This is a genomic window from Muricoprocola aceti, from assembly GCF_025567005.1.
GTDB classification, from domain to species: Bacteria; Bacillota; Clostridia; order Lachnospirales; family Lachnospiraceae; genus Marvinbryantia; species Marvinbryantia aceti.
This window is the reverse complement of record NZ_JAOQKE010000006.1, coordinates 37714-54144: the sequence shown is the minus strand read 5'-3', so window position 1 is coordinate 54144 and position 16431 is coordinate 37714. Positions and strand designations below refer to the sequence as shown.

Below are 16431 nucleotides of genomic sequence, written 5' to 3'. Positions count from 1 at the left end.
ATGAGATATTTGATGGGAATTGACCTGGGAACATCGAGTGTGAAAGCTATGATTACGGATGAGAATGGTGTAATACATGGGCTAGGACAGGTTGGATATGAGATTCATACGCCAGAGATTGGCTACGTACAGCAAGATCCGTTGAAGTGGTGGACAGCAACAAAAGAAGCTGTACGTCAAGCAATAAAATGCGTTGATTTTACGACGGAAAAGATACAAGGAATTGGATTATCAGGTCAAATGCATGGTATGGTTGCATTGGATGAAAATAAGAAAGTTCTTTATCCAGCCATCATTCATTTAGATGCACGGTCGACAGAAGAAAGAAAAATAATTCAGGAAATAGCAGCTGATTTGATTCAGTCCGAACTAATGAATCAGCCAAGTACAGGAATGATGATTTGTTCCTTATTATGGATAAAAAATCATATGGAACAACAATATGAAAAAATTCGTTATGTACTTTCACCTAAAGACTATATCCGTTTCCAATTGACAGGAGAAATAAGTTCGGAAGTCAGTGATGCGTCTGCAACGCTTGCTTTTTCAGTAAAAAACAGATCTTGGTGTAAAGCCTTGTTCAAAAGACTAGATTTGAAGGAGGATATATGGCCAAAGGTTTTGAATTCACAAGAAATTGCAGGGACAATTACGAAAGAAGTGCATCATGAAACAGGGTTACCAGAGAATACAAAGGTAGTAGCAGGCGCTGGAGATTGTTTTGCAGCTATGGTAGGAAATGGCATTATAAAAACAGGGATTATGACCTGCAATATAGGAACATCTTCACAGATTGCAGTTGTAACAGATAAACCGATCTGTGATTCGGATATGCAGTGTCAATTGTGGTGTCATGCAGTACCAGGAGTTTGGGCATATCAGGGTGGAGCATTGAATGGAGGAGGAACTCTGAGCTGGGCAAAAAATAAAATGTTGTGTGATGGTACATCTTTTGAAGAATTAGACAGAGAAATACAAAAAGTACCTGCAGGAAGTAATGGAATTACATTTTTACCATATCTGGCAGGTGAAAGAACTCCATTTAATAATCCGAAAGCCAGAGGCGTTTACTACGGATTAAATTTGAAACAGGGAAAATATGATATGCTTCGAGCAACAGTGGAAGGCGTTTTGTATAATTTAATGGAATGTAAAAAAATATTTGATGCACAGAATCTTCCACAGGAGATGCTGATTGCATCAGGTGGTGGTGCGCGAGGAATGTCATGGAAACAAATTCAGGCAGATATGTTTGCTATGCCAGTATATACCACTGAAACTGTAGAAGAAGCATGCATGGGAGCTGCTGTGTTGGCTGCAGTAGGAACGGGAATTTATGGTAACATAGAAGAAGCGTGTAAAAAAATGGTAAAAATAAAAGAAAAACCAGTAGAACCGATTTGGGAGAATCATGTAAGATATAAAGAAGGATTACAGATATTTGAAGAATTATATGATAATTTGAAAGGAATGTTCGAAAAAAACAAGCACTAAAAGAAAACAGGGCGGTACAAATCCTAAGACGGTATCACCCTGTCATATATCTATCTTATATGTATAATTCGATGCGAAACAGATCCCATGGGATATAGTGTTTGTTAGTCATCAGAAGCTGGTGCTCTTTGTCGTAGATGTTTTCCAGAACCAGCAGAAAGGAGTCCTGGCTGGACAATGTATAGTTTTTTGCAGTAAAGTTTCCGGAAGTGGAATAAGTGCAGCTACGGTAAAAATGGTGGTCTTCATTGTAGCTGGTATGTTCCAGAAATTCCAGAAGCTGAGCCTGATCCTTCAGGTCAATTTTCAGCTTTCCAATTACTTCGATTGGAATGAAACTCAAAGAATAGGCAATGGTTTGCTGTGCATGTCGATACCAGCGGTCTGTAATCACCACAGCAGCCGTATACTGCCCGAGACTGTCCAATATCGATTTGGATGGTATCTCGATTCGGGAATCTACCTCTACATCATCCAGAGATTCGGTACAATAGGCGTGTACCGGATGCAGCGTATGATTGGCTTTTGAAGCAATGGCCATGGAAGATGGGAGGGAGGAACGAGTGGCGCGGATAAAGTTTCCGACACCAGGTACATTTTTTACCAGTCCGTCTTCGATCAGAAGCATCAATGCCTTACGCAGGGTCATGCGGCTGACATTCATAGAAGCTGCAAGAGTGGTCTCCGGAGGAAGCTGTGATTCGGGCTGATAAGTGCCGTCCTTGATCTGTTCGTAAAGCTGATCGTATATTTTTACATGTTTTAGTTTTTTTGTTTTAGACTTGTCTGTTTTTTCTGACATAGCAGTTCCTCTTGTCTGTAATTCTTCTTTTATCATAAGAGGAAAAAACAGAAATGTCAATCCGGAAAACATTGTATATTCTGCACAAAACAGGTGTGGTTATTTGTACGCTATTGAGTATTGAAAATATACAGGCGCAGGTATAAAATAGACAATACAAATGAAAAAAATATACATGTATAAAAATGGAAGTGAGAACGAAGTCATGCAGAATTATTCAGGAGAAGTTGGATTACAGTATCATTTACAGATCAGACCGGGAGATGTAGGGCGTTATGTGATCTTGCCGGGAGATCCAAAGAGATGTGAAAAGATTGCAAAGCATTTTGAGGATGCGAAGCTGATTGCAGACAGCAGAGAATTTGTGACCTATACCGGTTATCTGGATGGTGAAAAAGTCAGTGTGACTTCTACTGGTATCGGCGGACCTTCTGCATCCATTGCTATGGAAGAACTGGTACTTTGCGGTGCAGATACGTTTATTCGCGTAGGTACCTGTGGGGGCATTGAACTGGATGTAAAGGGCGGTGACATTGTTGTAGCAACCGGTGCAGTGAGAATGGAAGGCACCAGCAGAGAATATGCACCGATTGAATATCCGGCAGTGGCAGATCTGGACGTGGCCAATGCGCTGGTAGTAGCCTGCAAAGATCTGGGTTATACCTATCATACTGGTGTAGTACAGTGTAAGGATGCTTTTTATGGACAGCATGAGCCGGAGAGAATGCCGGTCAGCTATGAACTGCTCAATAAATGGGAAGCATGGAAACGGATGGGATGCAAGGCATCTGAGATGGAATCTGCAGCACTGTTTATTGTAGCGCAGCACTTAAGAGTACGTTGTGGTTCCAACTTCCTGGTAGTGGGAAATCAGGAAAGAAATGCACTTGGCATGGAAAATCCAATCGTACATGATACAGAAGCAGCTATTACAGTTGGTGTAGAAGCAATCCGCAAACTGATCAAAGCAGACCGCGAGAAGAGATAGAAGTGTTCTGGGATTTGTGGTAAAATGGACAGGGAAAACTGATCAGAAGGATGGTGAAAAGATGAAGAAGTATAACCGGATTTTTACAATTGTCATTGATTCTCTTGGTGTGGGAGCAATGCCGGATGCTGCGCAGTATGGAGATGCCGGATGTGACACACTGGGACATATTACAGAACGTACAGAGAATTTTCAGATTCCGAATCTGCAGAAGCTGGGAATGGCGAATCTTCATACCCTTCAGGGCGTGGCACCGGAAGAAAAACCGCTTGCCTGCCATGGCAAGCTGAGAGAAGCCAGTAAAGGAAAGGATACTATGACCGGTCACTGGGAAATGATGGGACTTCAGATTACTACACCATTTCAGACATTTACCGAACATGGTTTCCCACCGGAACTGATCGCAGAACTGGAAAAACGTACCGGACACAAAGTGATCGGTAATAAAAGCGCCAGTGGAACTGCCATTCTGGATGAACTGGCAGAAGAAGAGATTGCTACCGGTCATATGATCGTGTATACATCAGCGGATTCTGTCTTACAGATCTGTGGAAATGAAGAGACCTTCGGACTTGACGAGTTATATCGCTGCTGTGAGATTGCCAGAGAACTGACTATGAAAGATGAATGGAAAGTAGGCCGTGTCATTGCAAGGCCATACGTGGGCAGGAAAAAGGGTGAGTTCAAACGTACCAGCAACCGTCATGATTATGCTTTGAAACCATTTGGCAGAACAGCACTGAATGTATTAAAGGATGCAGGGCTGGATGTGATCTCGGTTGGAAAAATCTATGATATTTTTGATGGGGAAGGACTGACGGAGTCGAATAAGTCTAAGAGTTCTGTTCATGGGATGGAGCAGACTATCGAGATTGCAAAGCGAGACTTTCATGGTCTGTGTTTCGTGAATCTGGTAGATTTTGATGCACTCTGGGGACACCGCAGAAATGTAAAGGGATACGCAGAAGAACTGGAACGGTTTGATGCGAAACTTGGTGAATTCCTGAAAGAGTTAAAAGAAGATGATTTACTGATCATTACTGCAGACCATGGAAATGACCCAACCCATACCGGAACAGATCATACCAGAGAAAAGGTACCATTTCTGGCCTATTCTCCATCTATGAAGGAGGGTATGCATCTGGATGAAGCAGATACGTTTGCAGTGATAGGTGCAACGATTACCGACAACTTTGGCCTGAAGATGCCAGAAGGAACCATTGGAACTTCCATACTTGACAAGATTACAAAATAGGAGAGGATAAAAAGATGAACACAAGTGATGTATTAAAAATTGTAGACCATACTCTGCTGGCGCAGACAGCAACCTGGGCACAGATCAGAGAGATCCTAGATGATGCCATGAAATATCATACTGCATCTGCATGTATTCCGGCAGCATACGTAAAGCAGGCCGCAGAATATGTACAGGGCAGATTGCCGATCTGTACAGTGATTGGATTCCCGAATGGTTACAGTACGACAGAGACTAAGGTATTTGAGGCGAAAAATGCCATCGAAAATGGTGCCAATGAGATCGATATGGTGATTAATGTTGGATTTTTAAAAGACGGAAGATATGAGGAAGTGGAAGAAGAGATCCGCAAAATTCACGAAGCATGCGACGGAAAGATTCTGAAAGTCATCATTGAGACCTGTCTTCTGACAGAGGATGAGAAGATCAAGATGTGTGAACTGGTGACCAAAGCAGGTGCAGAATTTATCAAGACCTCCACAGGATTCTCCACAGCCGGAGCTACGTTTGCAGATGTGAAGCTAATGAAAGAACATGTAGGAGAAGGCGTAAAGGTAAAAGCGGCAGGAGGAATTTCTTCTTTTGATGATGCAGAAGAATTTATGCGTCTGGGCGCAGACAGACTGGGAACCAGCCGTCTGGTGAAGATTATGAAACAGACAGACAATGGTGCAGGTTACTAATAAATAAGAGAGACAAACAAAAGAGGACACTATAGATTCAGATATAGTGTCTCTTTTTTTACTGGCAGGAACTTTTTCAGAAAAAGCTGCATAGCATACCAGGAGAAGGTATGTGAGGTTATTATGAGAAAATCAGGTATCCATGTATTGCAGGCAGAGAAGACAGACAGAGGGGCACTGAAGATTAATGTGGAATCGGCACTTCGTACCGTTCCTGTTGAAAATGCAACAGTGGATATTTCTTATACCGGGGAGCCGGATCAGATTCTGGAAGAGGTGCGCACGGATCAAAACGGCAATACGGGTACGCTGGAATTGAAGGCCCCGCCGCTGGAATACAGTATGCAACCGGGAGAAACTCAGCCTTATTCAGAATATACGATAAAAGTATCGGCAGAAGGATATGAACCGGTGACGATCAGCGGCTCAGAGGTAATGTCAGGGGAACTGTCATTGCAGAATATCCGGCTTCGTCCACTGGAACAGGGACGGCCACCGGAAGTCACTGCCATACCGCCGCATACACTGTATGGAAACTATCCGCCGAAAATAGCGGAAGCTGAGATCAAACCGGTGAATCAGTCTGGAGAAATCGTACTGCGCCGTGTAGTTATCCCGGAATATGTGGTAGTACATGATGGAAGTCCAAGGGATACTACGGCAGGAGATTATTATGTCCGATATAAAGATTATATTAAAAATGTGGCATCCAGTGAGATTTATTCAACCTGGCCGAAAGAGACGATCATAGCCAATGTACTGGCGATTATGTCTTTTACACTGAATCGCGTTTACACAGAATGGTACAGAAATAAAGGCTTTGACTTTACGATTACGTCGTCCACTGCATTTGATCATAAGTGGATCTATGGAAGAAATATCTTTGAAAGTATTTCCGAGACTGTAGATGAGATTTTTGAAAATTATCTGTCCAGGCCGAATGTGAAACAGCCGATTCTGACCCAATATTGTGATGGCAGCAGAGTGACCTGTCCCCAGTGGATGAGTCAGTGGGGTTCCAAAGCACTGGGAGATCAGGGATATTCCGCAATTGAGATACTTCGGTATTATTACGGAGACTCTATGTATATCAATCAGGCTGAACAGGTGGCAGGAATTCCGGCATCCTGGCCGGGATATGTACTGGCACTTGGCTCTACAGGAGATGCCGTGTTGCAGATTCAGGAACAGCTCAATGCCATTTCCAATAATTATCCATTGATTCCCAGAGTGGCTGTAGACGGAATCTATGGACCGGCGACAGCAGAAGCTGTTCGGATCTTTCAGGGGATCTTCGGCCTGACCCAGGATGGAATCGTGGGAAAAAGAACCTGGTATAAAATTCAGGAGATTTATGTCGGCGTTACCAGAATAGCGGAACTCAACCCTTGAAAACACAGAAAAAAGCCTGAAAAAAGGCAAATTAAAAACCGGTAAACCAGTGATTTTCAGACAAAAAATTAATAGAAAATGGGTTGAAAAAGGGAAATGAGTATGCTATCATATTGACAATTTGGGATGAAGGAGGGAAGAGAACACATGTATTCTTGCAGGCGTTCTGTTCCCTTTTCTAGTATATAAATAAGAAAGGCAGGTTTACAAATGAAAGCATTCCTTATACTGGAGGACGGCACTGTATTTTGCGGTCAGAGCATCGGTTCAACAAGGGAAGTGATCAGTGAGATCGTATTTAATACTTCCATGACAGGATATCTGGAGGTTCTGACAGATCCATCTTATGCAGGACAGGCTGTTGTGATGACCTATCCACTGATTGGTAACTATGGTATCTGTTATGAAGATATGGAGTCAGAGAGACCATGGCCGGATGGATACATTGTGCGGGAACTTTCCAGAATTCCAAGTAATTTCCGTTCACAGGGAACGATTCAGGAGTTTCTGGCTAAGCATGATATACCTGGGATAGCAGGCATCGATACCAGAGCACTGACCAAGATCCTTCGTGAGAAAGGTACTATGAACGGTATGATTACCACGAATGAGAATTATAATCTCGATGAAGTGCTTCCAAAGCTGAAGGCTTATACCACGGGAAAGGTGGTAGAGAAAGTAACCTGCAAGGAAAAATATGTGCTGGAGGGCAATGGCCCAAAGGTAGCACTGATGGATTTCGGCGCCAAGAGAAATATTGCAAGAAATCTGAACAAACGTGGATGTCAGGTGACCGTATATCCGGCACTGACTACAGCAGAAGAGATTTTGGCAGATCATCCGGACGGCATTATGCTTTCCAATGGCCCTGGAGACCCGAAGGAATGTACTTCTATTATAAAAGAGATCAAAAAGCTGTATGACAGTGAGGTACCGATTTTTGCGATCTGCCTGGGACATCAGCTGATGGCACTGGCTAATGGTGCAGATACTTATAAGATGAAATACGGACATCGTGGAGGCAATCATCCGGTGAAGGATCTGAAGACCGGAAGAGTCTATATTTCCTCACAGAATCATGGATATGTGGTAAATACCGATACATTGGATCCATCCATTGCAGTTCCGGCTTTTACGAATGTTAATGATGGAACAAATGAAGGACTGGCTTATACAGGAAAGAACATCTTTACCGTACAGTTCCATCCGGAAGCGTGCCCTGGACCACAGGATTCCGGCTATTTGTTTGATCGTTTTATGAATATGATGGAGGTGAATAAGTAATGCCAAAGAATCCAGATATTAAAAAAGTACTTGTGATTGGTTCTGGTCCGATTGTCATCGGCCAGGCAGCAGAGTTTGACTATGCAGGAACACAGGCATGCCGTTCACTGAAAGAAGAAGGAATTGAAGTCGTACTGCTGAATTCCAACCCTGCCACCATTATGACAGATAAGGATATTGCAGATCATGTATACATTGAACCACTTACGGTAGAAGTGGTGGAACAGCTGATTTTAAAAGAGAGACCGGACAGTGTGCTGCCGACCCTTGGAGGGCAGGCCGGACTGAATCTGGCTATGGAACTGGAAGAAAGAGGCTTTTTAAAAGAGCAAGGGGTCCGTCTGATCGGTACTACAGCAGAGACCATTAAGAAGGCAGAAGACCGTCTGGAATTCAAGCTGACTATGGAGAAGATCCATGAGCCGATTGCAGCATCCAAGGTAGTAGAATCTGTAGAAGAAGGTGTGGAATTCACCCAGACTATCGGATATCCGGTAGTACTTCGTCCAGCTTATACATTAGGAGGAAGCGGCGGCGGAATTGCTCACAATTACGAAGAACTGACTGAGATTCTGGAGAATGGTCTCCGTCTTTCCCGTGTGGGACAGGTTCTGGTAGAGCGATGCATCGCTGGATGGAAAGAGATCGAATATGAAGTAATGCGTGACAGTGCAGGCAACTGTATTACTGTTTGTAATATGGAAAATATCGATCCGGTAGGCGTGCATACCGGTGACAGTATCGTAGTAGCACCGTCCCAGACCCTGGGAGATAAAGAATACCAGATGCTTCGTACATCTGCATTGAACATTATCAGTGAACTGAATATTACCGGTGGATGTAATGTACAGTATGCGCTGAATCCAGACAGTTTTGAATACTGTGTAATCGAAGTAAATCCTCGTGTAAGCCGTTCTTCTGCACTGGCGTCCAAGGCTACTGGTTACCCAATTGCAAAGGTAGCTGCCAAGATTGCCCTTGGTTATACCTTGGATGAGATCAAAAATGCCATTACAGGCAAGACCTATGCCAGCTTTGAGCCGATGCTGGATTACTGTGTGGTTAAGATCCCAAGACTGCCGTTTGATAAATTTATTAGTGCAGAACATACGCTGACCACTCAGATGAAGGCAACTGGAGAGGTTATGAGTATCTGCAACAATTTTGAAGGTGCACTGATGAAGGCTATCCGTTCGCTGGAACAGCATGTGGACTGTCTGTTATCTTATGATTTCTCAGATCTTGATGAAGACGGACTGATGAAGCAGCTTCGTAAAGTAGATGATCGCAGGATCTGGGTGATCGCAGAAGCACTGCGCCGGGGTTTTTCTTACGAAGTGATTCATGATATTACAAAGATTGATATCTGGTTTATTGATAAACTGGCAATTCTTGTAGAGATGGAAGATGCATTGAAGAATCAGAAACTGACGCCAGAACTGTTAAAAGAAGCGAAGAGAATTGAGTTCCCGGACAATGTGATTGCCAGACTGACTGGCAAGACAGAAGAAGAGATCAAAGAGATGCGTTATGCGAATGGTATTGTCGCTGCTTATAAGATGGTAGATACCTGTGCAGCAGAGTTTGCAGCATCCACACCATATTACTATTCTGTATTTGGCAGTGAGAATGAAGTAGTGGAAACAAGAGACCGTAAAAAAGTGCTGGTACTTGGTTCCGGACCAATTCGTATCGGACAGGGTATTGAATTTGACTTCTGTTCTGTTCACTGTACATGGGCCTTTGCAAAGGAAAATTATGAGACTATCATTATCAACAACAATCCGGAAACGGTCAGTACCGACTTTGACATTGCAGATAAGCTGTATTTCGAACCGTTGACACCGGAAGATGTGGAAAATATTGTAAACATTGAAAAACCGGACGGAGCGGTAGTACAGTTCGGTGGACAGACTGCGATTAAGCTGACTGAAAGTCTCATGAAGATGGGGGTACCGATTCTGGGAACCTCTGCAGAGAATGTAGATGCGGCAGAAGACAGAGAACTGTTTGATGAAATTCTGGAAAAATGTCAGATTCCAAGACCACAGGGACATACGGTATTTACGGCAGAAGAGGCAAAGAAAGCAGCAAATGAACTGGGTTACCCGGTACTGGTAAGGCCATCCTATGTACTGGGTGGTCAGGGTATGCAGATTGCCATTAACGATGAAGACGTAGATGAATTCATCGGCATTATCAACCGTATTGCACAGGATCACCCGATTTTGGTGGATAAATACCTGATGGGAAAAGAGATCGAAGTAGATGCGGTATGCGATGGAAACGACATTCTGATTCCAGGTATCATGGAGCATATCGAGAGAGCGGGTATCCATTCCGGAGACAGTATCTCTGTATATCCGGCACAGAGTATCAGTGCAAGTGTGAAGAAAACAATTGAAGAATATACCAGAAGACTTGCCCAGTCCCTGCATGTTATCGGTCTGATCAATATTCAGTTTATTGTGTGCGGAGAAGAAGTATATGTGATTGAGGTAAATCCTCGTTCCAGTCGAACAGTACCGTATATCAGTAAAGTGACCGGTATTCCGATTGTACCTCTGGCAACAAAGGTGATTCTTGGAGCCAAGATCAAAGATCTGGGTTATGAACCGGGACTTCAGCCAGAAGCAGATTATTTTGCAATAAAGATGCCAGTATTCTCCTTTGAGAAGATCCGTGGTGCAGACATCAGCCTGGGACCGGAGATGAAGTCTACCGGTGAATGCCTTGGTATTGCAAAGACCTTTAATGAAGCGCTTTACAAAGCATTTTTGGGCGCCGGAATCCGTCTGCCGAAGTATCATAATATGATTATGACTGTGCGTGATGAAGATAAAGAAGAAGCTGTGAAGATCGGTAAACGATTTGAAGCACTGGGCTACAATATTTTTGCGACAAAGGGAACCGCCAAAGCACTGATGGATGCAGATGTGCAGGTTCGTATGACCAGAAAAATCGAACAGGAATCACCGAACATCCTCGACCTGATTCTTGGACATAAGATTGATCTGGTTATCGACATCCCATCTCAGGGTGTGGAAAAGAGCCGAGATGGATTCGTTATTCGAAGAAATGCCATTGAGACAGGGGTGAATGTACTAACTGCGATCGATACCGCAGGAGCACTGGTTTCCAGTCTGGAAAATGCAGATGTGACGAAGCTGTCACTGATAGATATTGCAACAATCTAAAAATGTAAATGTGAAAGACCATGTTTTCGTATATAAAAAAACGAAAGCATGGTCTTTGTAATGTGGTATTATCTGTTAAAGAATATCAGCTGTGAAAAGGAACTTTCTAGTTGTCATCTTCAGAAGTATCAGCAGTATATACCTGACGTTTTCTTGCCATTTCATCACTGGCCAGATATTCATCATAAGTAGTGATCTTGTCGATCATGGAACCATTTGGAAGGATTTCCATAATACGGTTGGCAGTAGTCTGAACAATCTGGTGGTCACGGGATGTGAAAATGATAACACCAGGGAATTTAATCATACCATTATTTAAAGCAGTGATCGATTCCATATCCAGATGGTTTGTCGGTTCATCAAAGAGCAGAACGTTTGCACCACTGATCATCATTTTTGAAAGCAGGCAGCGTACTTTTTCACCACCGGAAAGAACGTTTACTTTCTTTACTCCGTCATCACCGGCAAACAGCATACGACCGAGGAAACCACGTACATAAGTGGCATCTTTGATTTCGGAATACTGTGTCAGCCAATCTACGATAATCAGGTCATTGTCGAACTCTTTGGTATAGTCTTTTGGAAAGTAGGACTGACTGGTAGTAACACCCCATTTAAAGCTTCCGGAATCAGGTTCCATTTCTCCGGAGAGAATCTGAAGGAGTACAGTCTTAGCCAGTTCGTTACCGCCAACCAGAGCAATCTTATCATCGTGACCAACGGTAAAAGTCAGATTATCCAGAACTTTTACACCATCAATCGTTTTAGTGAGCCCATCAACGGCCAGTACTTCGTTACCGATCTCACGGTTTGGACGAAAATCAATGTATGGATACTTTCTGCTGGATGGTTTGATGGTATCCAGTTCAATTTTTTCCAGAGCACGTTTTCTGGAAGTGGCCTGCTTGGATTTGGAAGCATTGGCACTGAACCGGGAAATAAACTCCTGCAGCTCCTTGATTTTTTCTTCCTTCTTTTTGTTGGCTTCTTTCATCTGTTTGATCATCAGCTGACTGGATTCATACCAGAAGTCATAGTTGCCGGCGTAAAGCTGGATCTTGCCATAGTCGATATCGGCAATATGAGTACATACTTTATTTAAGAAATAACGGTCATGGGATACGACAATAACAGTATTATCAAAGTTGATCAGGAATTCTTCCAGCCATTCGATAGCAGCAAGATCCAGGTGGTTGGTCGGCTCATCCAGAAGCAGAATGTCAGGATTACCAAACAGTGCTCTTGCCAGCAGAACTTTCACCTTTTCGCTGCCGCTTAAGTCTTTCATAATAGCATAATGAAGATCTGTCTCAATACCGAGTCCGTTTAACAGCTGGGCAGCGTCAGATTCTGCTTCCCATCCGTTCATTTCAGCAAATTCTCCTTCCAGTTCACTGGCACGAATACCGTCTTCATCAGTGAAATCTGGTTTTGCATAGATAGCTTCCTTTTCCTTCATGATATCATACAGTCGCTGGTTACCCATAATTACCGTATCCAGAACAGGATAGTCATCGTATTTAAAGTGGTTCTGTTCCAGAACGGAAAGACGCTGTCCAGGTGTGATCACGATGTCACCGTTTGTGGTATCCAGTTCACCAGACAGAATTTTTAAAAATGTGGACTTTCCGGCACCATTGGCACCGATCAGACCATAACAGTTGCCTTCGGTAAATTTGATATTAACATCTTCGAATAATGCTTTTTTACCAATACGCAGTGTCACATTATTTGCACTGATCATAAAATTCTCCTTAACCTATAATAATTATCCAATAAGTCTCATAGTGTATTTTAACTGATAATCTGAAAAATGCAAGTGTTTCTTGAGGAAACCGCAAAGTTATGCTATACTGAAAGAACTGTACACCTGCGGTATCCGCAGGTGTTTGTAACAAATTCAGGTTCTTATAAAGAAAGGATCAGGCATGAGCAAAAAGAAAAGAAGAAAGAAAAAAAGACTTCGCTGGATAAAGTTTCTGTTTGAGATAGCTGTGCTGGCAGCTCTGGCCTGTGCATTGTTTGTAGCCTACAAGTTTACCCAGATTACCAGAACAGATATACAGGAGGATCAGCTGGTGGTGAACAGCAGTATTCCGGAAGATGAATGGAACCGGATGAAGAAGTACACTACGGTGGCATTTTTCGGTGTGGATTCCCGTATGGGAGCACTGGAATCGGGTGCAAACAGCGACACCATTATGGTTTGCAGTATCGATAATGAGACGAAAAAAGTGCAGCTTGCTTCGGTGTATAGAGATACTTATCTGGATACCACGGATGGAGAGTACCGAAAGTGTACGGAAGTGTATTCCATTGGGGGTGCACAGCAGTCTGTCAGTATGTTGAATAAGAATCTGGATTTGAATATTACAGATTATGTGACTGTGAATTTTCAGGCACTGGTCGAACTGGTAGATCTGTTCGGGGGCGTTGATATCAATCTGTCAGAGGGAGAGGTTGTGTGGCTGAACGGCTATCTGGTAGAAGAACGGGAAGTACTGGGAAAGGAATGCGAGGATGTGCCGGGACCAGGACTACAGCACCTGAATGGCATGCAGGCACTGGCGTACAGCAGAATTCGTTATATTGGATTAGATTATGAGAGAACAGAGCGGCAGAGAACGATACTGGAGCAGGTGATGAAAAAAGCGCAGAACAGCGATCTGCTGATGCTGAATGATATTATAGATACAGTATTACCGATGGTATCCACCAGTCTTTCAGTGACTGAAATATTGAAGCTTGTATCTGGAACAGGAAAGTATACAATGAATGAGACGGTTGGATTCCCGTTTGAGAAAACAACCATGACAGTGAATGGCAGTGATTGCGTGATACCGATCAATCTGGCAGAAAATGTCAGTCAGCTTCATTCCTATTTATATGGAAGCGAGGGTTATACACCGTCGGATGTGGTGCAGGAGATCAGTGATCAGATTTCTTATACAACTGGAATATATTAACGAATTAGTCAATATCTGACTAAAAAACAAGGGTCAAAATATGGCTGCCTTATAATTGGTACAGGAGGCAGTCATATGAGAAAGTACCAGAGAATAAGGAATCTGCGTGAGGATAAAGATATGAACCAAACGCAGATGGCAAGAGAGTTAAACATTAATCAGCGTACCTATAGCAGATATGAAAATGCAGACAGTATGATGCCATTGGATATTTTAGTTCAGATCGCAGATTATCATAATGTCAGTGTAGATTATCTGTTAGAACGGACAGATGTTCAGAGAAGATATCCAAGAAGAAAAACAGAATAGGATCCCTGTGGCAGCAGTTGCCCGTTGATTGAAAGTATGTTACGATTGCAGCGTAGTCTTTAAAAGACTACGCTGTTTTTAAGAGGAGGCAACAGATATGAAAAAGAAATCTTCTGCGCAGAAGGTGGCGCTATACGGTGTGCTGATTGCCCTTGCCATGGTATTGAGTTATGTGGAAATGTTGATTCCACTTCCGGTTGGGATACCAGGAGTGAAGCCGGGTCTGGCCAATCTGGTAGTATTTCTTGCGCTGTATACGATGACAGCCAGAGAGGCTTTACTGATTTCTATGGTGAGAATACTGCTGGTAAGTATTACTTTTGGAAATGGTTCTGCATTTCTGTATAGTATGGCTGGTGGAATTTTAAGCTTTCTGGTGATGTGGATCTTCCAGAAAAATGATTTTTTGCTCCCGGCAGGGGTCAGTATTGCCGGTGGGATTGCACATAATGTAGGACAATTGCTTATGGCAGCAGTCATTTTGGAGAATGGAGCAGTATTTACTTACTTCCCGGTTCTTTTGGCGGCAGGGTGCATAACTGGTGGAATTATCGGGTTTTTGGGAGAACAGATACGGAAAAGAATCATAAGAGCCTGATAAAAAAATACCAATATATGACAAAAAATTAACCAGTATGGGAAATATATTGTTGAAAATGATGAAAAAAAAGTATATGATAATGTAGAGAAGCGCTGTATAAGATAGCTTGAAAAGATAAGGAGAAGGGAAAGTATGAAACTACCAACATTCAAGGGCGGAGTCCATCCTGATGATGGAAAGAAGCTCACAAAAGACTGTCCGGTGCAGACTTATCTCCCGAAAGGAGATTTGGTATACCCGCTGTCGCAGCATATAGGTGCGCCGGCAAAGCCACTTGTTAAGAAAAATGATACCGTTCTGATGGGTCAGAGAATCGCGGAGGCTGGTGGCTTTGTATCAGCGAATATCGTAAGTTCTGTTTCCGGAAAAGTAAAGGCGATAGAGCCTAGACTTACCGTTTCCGGTGCAAAGGTAGAATCCATTGTGATTGAGAACGATGGAAATTACACCCCAATAGAAGGAATGGGACAGTACCGGGATTACACGAAGATGTCCAAAGAAGAGATCATTGATGCGGTGAAGGATGCCGGAATCGTCGGACTGGGTGGAGCGGGATTCCCGACCCATGTAAAGCTGATGCCAAAGAATCCAGATGCAATTGATTACATCATTGTCAATGGTGCAGAGTGTGAACCGTATCTGACCAGTGATTATCGTATGATGATGGAATGTCCACAGCATATTGTCAGTGGTCTGAAAGTGATGCTTCAGTTGTTTGATCATGCAAAGGGAGTAATTGCAGTAGAAGCAAACAAGCCTGCAGGTATCAAGAATCTGGAAGAACTGGTAAAAAATGAGGATCGTATCGAGGTGCGCACACTGCAGACCAAGTACCCACAGGGTGCAGAGCGTAATCTGATCTATGCTGTAACAGGAAGAAAGATCAATTCCACCAAGCTTCCGGCAGATGCAGGATGTATTGTAGATAACGTAGATACAGTGATTGCTATTCATATGGCAGTATGTGAAAGCACACCACTGATGCGCCGAATCTTTACCTTAACCGGAAATGGTATCAATCAGCCAGGCAACTACAATGTAAAGATTGGAACATCTTATGCTGAATTGGTAGAAGCATCCGGTGGATTTAAGGATGGTGTGAAGAAGGTCATCTCCGGTGGCCCAATGATGGGTATGGCATTATCTACTGTAGATATACCGATTATGAAGACTTCATCCGCATTAACCTGTTTCATGGAAGATGAAGTGGAGAAATATGAAGAGACAGCCTGTATTCGTTGTGGAAAGTGCGCTCAGGTCTGTCCATCTCATGTAATTCCACAGAAGCTTATGGAAGCTGCGCAGCATTATGATATGGAGCGTTTTACAGCATTAAATGGTATGGAATGCTGTGAATGTGGCTGCTGTACATTTATCTGTCCGGCAAAACGTCCACTGACACAGGCATTTAAACAGATGCGTCAGGCAGTTGCAGCTGAAAGAAGAAAGAAGAAATAGGA

The 16431-nt window shown here is 43.1% G+C and carries 13 protein-coding genes; 11 read left to right on the top strand and 2 right to left on the bottom strand.

Going from position 1 to position 16431, the window contains the following annotated elements; translation table 11 throughout:
• The gene (xylB, locus tag OCV47_RS07310; protein WP_262654528.1) at positions 1 to 1494 is read left to right on the top strand and encodes a xylulokinase; all 1494 of its coding nucleotides are present in this window, start codon (positions 1 to 3) and stop codon (positions 1492 to 1494) included.
• Positions 1495 to 1549: 55 nt separating this feature from the next.
• Here the strand turns inward: xylB and OCV47_RS07305 are convergent, their stop codons facing one another.
• Positions 1550 to 2296 carry a GntR family transcriptional regulator gene (locus OCV47_RS07305; RefSeq protein ID WP_262654527.1) on the bottom strand — a complete coding sequence of 249 codons (747 nt, stop codon included), beginning with the start codon at positions 2294 to 2296 and terminating at the stop codon, positions 1550 to 1552.
• Positions 2297 to 2501: 205 nt separating this feature from the next.
• Here OCV47_RS07305 and udp point away from each other — a divergent pair, with 205 nt between their 5' ends.
• From udp to carB, 6 genes are all read left to right on the top strand, one after another.
• Complete coding sequence (udp, locus tag OCV47_RS07300) at positions 2502 to 3284, top strand: uridine phosphorylase (protein WP_262654567.1); 783 nt, start codon at positions 2502 to 2504, stop codon at positions 3282 to 3284.
• Positions 3285 to 3345: 61 nt separating this feature from the next.
• Positions 3346 to 4539 (top strand): phosphopentomutase, encoded by a 1194-nt coding sequence (locus OCV47_RS07295; protein ID WP_262654526.1) that lies wholly within the window; start codon positions 3346 to 3348, stop codon positions 4537 to 4539.
• 14 nt (positions 4540 to 4553) lie between these two features.
• Entirely contained in the window at positions 4554 to 5222 is a 669-nt protein-coding gene (gene deoC / locus OCV47_RS07290; RefSeq protein WP_256300880.1) for a deoxyribose-phosphate aldolase, read from the top strand.
• A 123-nt stretch (positions 5223 to 5345) separates the two neighbouring features.
• Positions 5346 to 6614 (top strand): peptidoglycan-binding protein, encoded by a 1269-nt coding sequence (locus tag OCV47_RS07285; RefSeq protein WP_262654525.1) that lies wholly within the window; start codon positions 5346 to 5348, stop codon positions 6612 to 6614.
• 210 nt (positions 6615 to 6824) lie between these two features.
• Positions 6825 to 7898 carry a carbamoyl phosphate synthase small subunit gene (locus OCV47_RS07280; protein ID WP_262654524.1) on the top strand — a complete coding sequence of 358 codons (1074 nt, stop codon included), beginning with the start codon at positions 6825 to 6827 and terminating at the stop codon, positions 7896 to 7898.
• The gene (carB, locus tag OCV47_RS07275; protein WP_262654523.1) at positions 7898 to 11095 is read left to right on the top strand and encodes a carbamoyl-phosphate synthase large subunit; all 3198 of its coding nucleotides are present in this window, start codon (positions 7898 to 7900) and stop codon (positions 11093 to 11095) included. The genes OCV47_RS07280 and carB overlap by 1 nt, the downstream gene beginning before the upstream one ends.
• A gap of 106 nt (positions 11096 to 11201) precedes the next feature.
• On the opposite strand, the gene OCV47_RS07270 is transcribed toward carB, so the two are convergent.
• Positions 11202 to 12839, bottom strand: a complete 1638-nt coding sequence (locus OCV47_RS07270) for an ABC-F family ATP-binding cassette domain-containing protein (RefSeq protein WP_262654522.1) — start codon at positions 12837 to 12839, stop codon at positions 11202 to 11204.
• Between the two features lie 184 nt (positions 12840 to 13023).
• On the opposite strand from OCV47_RS07270, the gene OCV47_RS07265 reads away from it, so the two are divergent.
• From OCV47_RS07265 to rsxC, 4 genes are all read left to right on the top strand, one after another.
• Positions 13024 to 14061 (top strand): LCP family protein, encoded by a 1038-nt coding sequence (locus OCV47_RS07265; RefSeq protein ID WP_262654521.1) that lies wholly within the window; start codon positions 13024 to 13026, stop codon positions 14059 to 14061.
• Positions 14062 to 14136: 75 nt separating this feature from the next.
• On the top strand, positions 14137 to 14370 hold the full coding sequence (locus OCV47_RS07260; protein ID WP_117448188.1) for a helix-turn-helix domain-containing protein: 234 nt from the start codon (positions 14137 to 14139) through the stop codon (positions 14368 to 14370).
• A gap of 97 nt (positions 14371 to 14467) precedes the next feature.
• Positions 14468 to 14968 (top strand): Gx transporter family protein, encoded by a 501-nt coding sequence (locus OCV47_RS07255; protein ID WP_262654520.1) that lies wholly within the window; start codon positions 14468 to 14470, stop codon positions 14966 to 14968.
• A 135-nt stretch (positions 14969 to 15103) separates the two neighbouring features.
• Positions 15104 to 16429, top strand: coding sequence for an electron transport complex subunit RsxC (gene rsxC / locus OCV47_RS07250; protein ID WP_262654519.1), 1326 nt, complete (start codon positions 15104 to 15106; stop codon positions 16427 to 16429).
• Positions 16430 to 16431: the final 2 nt, after the last annotated feature.

Excerpts from the sequence above, each read along its gene's own strand:
- OCV47_RS07285 (WP_262654525.1), top strand. The coding sequence starts at position 5,346 with ATGAGAAAATCAGGTATCCATGTATTGCAGGCAGAGAAGACAGACAGA.
- OCV47_RS07265 (WP_262654521.1), top strand. The coding sequence starts at position 13,024 with ATGAGCAAAAAGAAAAGAAGAAAGAAAAAAAGACTTCGCTGGATAAAG.
- OCV47_RS07255 (WP_262654520.1), top strand. The coding sequence starts at position 14,468 with ATGAAAAAGAAATCTTCTGCGCAGAAGGTGGCGCTATACGGTGTGCTG.
- rsxC (WP_262654519.1), top strand. The coding sequence starts at position 15,104 with ATGAAACTACCAACATTCAAGGGCGGAGTCCATCCTGATGATGGAAAG.
- OCV47_RS07260 (WP_117448188.1), top strand. The coding sequence starts at position 14,137 with ATGAGAAAGTACCAGAGAATAAGGAATCTGCGTGAGGATAAAGATATG.
- OCV47_RS07280 (WP_262654524.1), top strand. The coding sequence starts at position 6,825 with ATGAAAGCATTCCTTATACTGGAGGACGGCACTGTATTTTGCGGTCAG.
- udp (WP_262654567.1), top strand. The coding sequence starts at position 2,502 with ATGCAGAATTATTCAGGAGAAGTTGGATTACAGTATCATTTACAGATC.
- OCV47_RS07270 (WP_262654522.1), bottom strand. The coding sequence starts at position 12,839 with ATGATCAGTGCAAATAATGTGACACTGCGTATTGGTAAAAAAGCATTA.
- OCV47_RS07295 (WP_262654526.1), top strand. The coding sequence starts at position 3,346 with ATGAAGAAGTATAACCGGATTTTTACAATTGTCATTGATTCTCTTGGT.
- deoC (WP_256300880.1), top strand. The coding sequence starts at position 4,554 with ATGAACACAAGTGATGTATTAAAAATTGTAGACCATACTCTGCTGGCG.
- xylB (WP_262654528.1), top strand. The coding sequence starts at position 1 with ATGAGATATTTGATGGGAATTGACCTGGGAACATCGAGTGTGAAAGCT.
- OCV47_RS07305 (WP_262654527.1), bottom strand. The coding sequence starts at position 2,296 with ATGTCAGAAAAAACAGACAAGTCTAAAACAAAAAAACTAAAACATGTA.
- carB (WP_262654523.1), top strand. The coding sequence starts at position 7,898 with ATGCCAAAGAATCCAGATATTAAAAAAGTACTTGTGATTGGTTCTGGT.